Consider the following 2,667-nt stretch of genomic DNA (forward strand, 5'->3'; position numbering starts at 1 on the left):
CCCCAACCCCTCCCCTGAAGGGGATGGGCTTAGGCAAGTCAGGAGATCCATATGAAATGGTTCGGACGCAAGTCCGCGCGGGATGCCGCGCGGCCGGCGCTGGCGCGTGGCGGCAGCATCAGCAATTTCGGCGACTGGCCGCGCAGCTACGAGGCGCAGGTGCGCGAGGGCTATTGCCACAATCCGGTGGCGCAGCGCGCGGTCAAGCTGGTCAGCGAGGGCGTCGGCGCGGCGCCGCTCAAGGCGAGCGATCCGGCGCTGGCGGCGCTGGCGACGGCGCGCTCGGGCGGGCAGGTGCTGATCGAGACGGTGACCGCGCACCTGCTGCTCCACGGCAATGCCTGGGCGCAGATCCTGACCGACAGCGACGGCCAGGTGCGTGAGCTGTTCGCGCTGCGACCCGAGCGGGTGACGGTCGAGGCCGATGCGGGGGGCTGGCCGGTGGCCTATCGCTACCGGGTGGGCGAGCATGTCAGCCGGCTGGCCGCGGAGGATGCCGCGGGGCGCCCGGCGGTGGTGCACCTCAAGGCGTTCAACCCGGTCGACGACCATTATGGGCTGGGCTGCCTGGGCGCGGCGGCGGGGGCGATCGCGATCCACAATGCCGCGACGAGGTGGAACAAGGCGCTGCTCGACAATGCGGCGCGGCCGTCGGGGGCACTGGTCTACGACACCGGCGACGGCGGGGTACTGAGCCCCGACCAGTTCGAGCGGGTGAAGGACGAGCTCGAGGCGGGGTTTGCCGGGGCGGCGAATGCCGGACGCCCGATGCTGCTCGAGGGCGGGCTCAAATGGCAGGCGATGAGCATGAGCCCGGCGGACATGGATTTCGTCGGGCTGAAGGCGGCGGCGGCGCGCGAGATCGCGCTCGCCTTCGGCGTACCGCCGATGCTGATGGGACTGCCGGGCGACACTGCCTTTGCCAATTATCGCGAGGCCAACCGCGCGCTGTGGCGGCTGGCGATCCTGCCGGTGGCGGACAGCATTTTAGCGGGACTGTCGCAGGCGCTGACGGGCTGGTTCGCCGATGCGTCGCTGACGGTCGACCTCAATCGGGTGCCGGCGCTGGCCGAGGACCGCGAGCGGCTGTGGGCGCAGGCGAACGCCGCCGGCTTCCTGAGCGACGAGGAGAAACGCGCGCTGGTCGGGCTGGGCTGAGCGTGCGGGCGGGGGCCATTTCCCGGGGGGAAATCATGGAGAGTGTGATGCGTAACGAGACGGTGCTCGCGCAATTGATCGAGCAGGCGAAGGAGGCGGGCGCCGACATGGCGACCCTGCGCGCAATCGCCGAGGAGGCGGGCGAGGCGAGCGCGCAGCGGGCGCTGGCGCGGCTGGGCCTGGAGGATGTCGGCGCGGCCAAGGACATGGCCGAATTGCGCGAATTGCTGGGGGCGTGGCGCGATGCCAAGCGCTCGGCGCTCAAGGCGGCCTTCGCCTGGGCCGGGCGGATGGCCGCGGCGCTGCTGCTGGTCGGGCTGGCGGTGAAACTCGGCTTTCCCGGGTGGCTGAAATGACGCGCTTCGCCGGCTACGCCGCGGTGTTCGACGTGCCCGATCGCGGCGGGGACGTGGTGCGGCGCGGGGCGTTCCGGCTGGCCGGGCCGGTGCCGCTGCTGTGGCAGCACGGTGGGGCGCCGGTCGGCACGATCGAGCGGCTGGCCGAGGACGGGCGCGGGCTGCGGGTGATCGGGCGCGTCTCGGCACCCGAACTCGCCGCGGCGGTGGCGAAGGGTGCGGTGACCGGGCTGTCGTTCGGCTATCGGGTGACCGAGGCGCGGGGAACCGCACGGCGCGAGATCAAGGCGCTCGACCTGCTCGAAGTCAGCCTGGTGGTCAGCCCGATGCAGCCGCTGGCGCGGGTGCATGCGGTCGAAACGAGCGGGTGAGCAGCCAGGCGCCGGCGGCGAGCATCGGCACGCACAAAGTCTGGCCCATGGTCAGGCCCCAGGCGAGATGCTCGAGCCCGGCATCGGGCTGGCGGGTGAATTCGAGGAGGAAGCGCGCGGTGCCGTAGAGCAAAAGCGCGGTGCCCGAGAGGCGGCCGGGGTGGTTGCGCGCGTCGGTGCGCCAGAACAACCAGACCAGGACGAGCATCATCAGCCCGCCTTCGAACGCCGCTTCGTAGAGCTGGCTGGGATGGCGCGGGATGCCGTCGCCGCTGCCGGGGAAGACCATCGCCCAGGGCAGGTTCGACGGCCGGCCCCAGAGCTCGCCGTTCACGAAATTGGCGAGGCGGACGAGGATCATGCCGAACGGCGCGGCGCAGGCGACATAGTCATAGACGCGGACCAGGGGGATGCGGTGGCGGCGGGCAAACCACCACAAAGCGAGGAGCACGCCGATCAGCCCGCCATGGAAGGACATGCCGCCGTTCCAAAGCGCCAGTACCTTCCAGGGCTGCAGCCAGATGGTCGGTTGGTAGAACAGGCAATAGCCGAGCCGCCCGCCGAGGATCACGCCGAGCCCGACATAAGCGAGCGCATCGTCGACCTGGGGGCCGGTCATCGGCGCGCCGGGCTGGGCGACGAGGCGGCGAAGATACCACCAGCCGAGCCCGAGCATCGCGATGTAGCTGAGCGCATACCATTTGAGCTGGAAGAAGCCGAGGTCGAGCGCCACCGGCGACAGGCCGAGATCGGTGAACTGGATGGGGTGGGCGGGCATGACG

Annotated in this window: 4 protein-coding genes; 3 read left to right on the top strand and 1 reads right to left on the bottom strand. The window is 70.9% G+C overall.

Annotated elements, in window-relative coordinates:
• Positions 1-51: 51 nt before the first annotated feature.
• The 3 genes from AC3WJI_RS21525 to AC3WJI_RS21535 are packed head-to-tail and all read left to right on the top strand — an operon-like array spanning position 52 to position 1,885.
• A complete protein-coding gene (locus AC3WJI_RS21525) occupies positions 52-1,158 on the top strand; it encodes a phage portal protein (RefSeq protein WP_492759356.1) in 1,107 nt (368 codons plus the stop codon).
• Between the two features lie 47 nt (positions 1,159-1,205).
• Positions 1,206-1,514: a DUF6127 family protein gene (locus tag AC3WJI_RS21530; protein ID WP_492759357.1), complete on the top strand. Its 309-nt coding sequence runs from the start codon at positions 1,206-1,208 to the stop codon at positions 1,512-1,514.
• On the top strand, positions 1,511-1,885 hold the full coding sequence (locus AC3WJI_RS21535; protein ID WP_492759358.1) for an HK97 family phage prohead protease: 375 nt from the start codon (positions 1,511-1,513) through the stop codon (positions 1,883-1,885). Before AC3WJI_RS21530 ends, AC3WJI_RS21535 begins: the two co-directional genes overlap by 4 nt.
• Here AC3WJI_RS21535 and lgt read toward each other — a convergent pair.
• Entirely contained in the window at positions 1,833-2,663 is an 831-nt protein-coding gene (gene lgt, locus AC3WJI_RS21540) for a prolipoprotein diacylglyceryl transferase (RefSeq protein ID WP_492759359.1), read from the bottom strand. The genes AC3WJI_RS21535 and lgt overlap by 53 nt on opposite strands.
• Positions 2,664-2,667 lie beyond the last annotated feature (4 nt).

The organism is Sphingomonas sp. FW306-1B-B10E, from assembly GCF_058782005.1.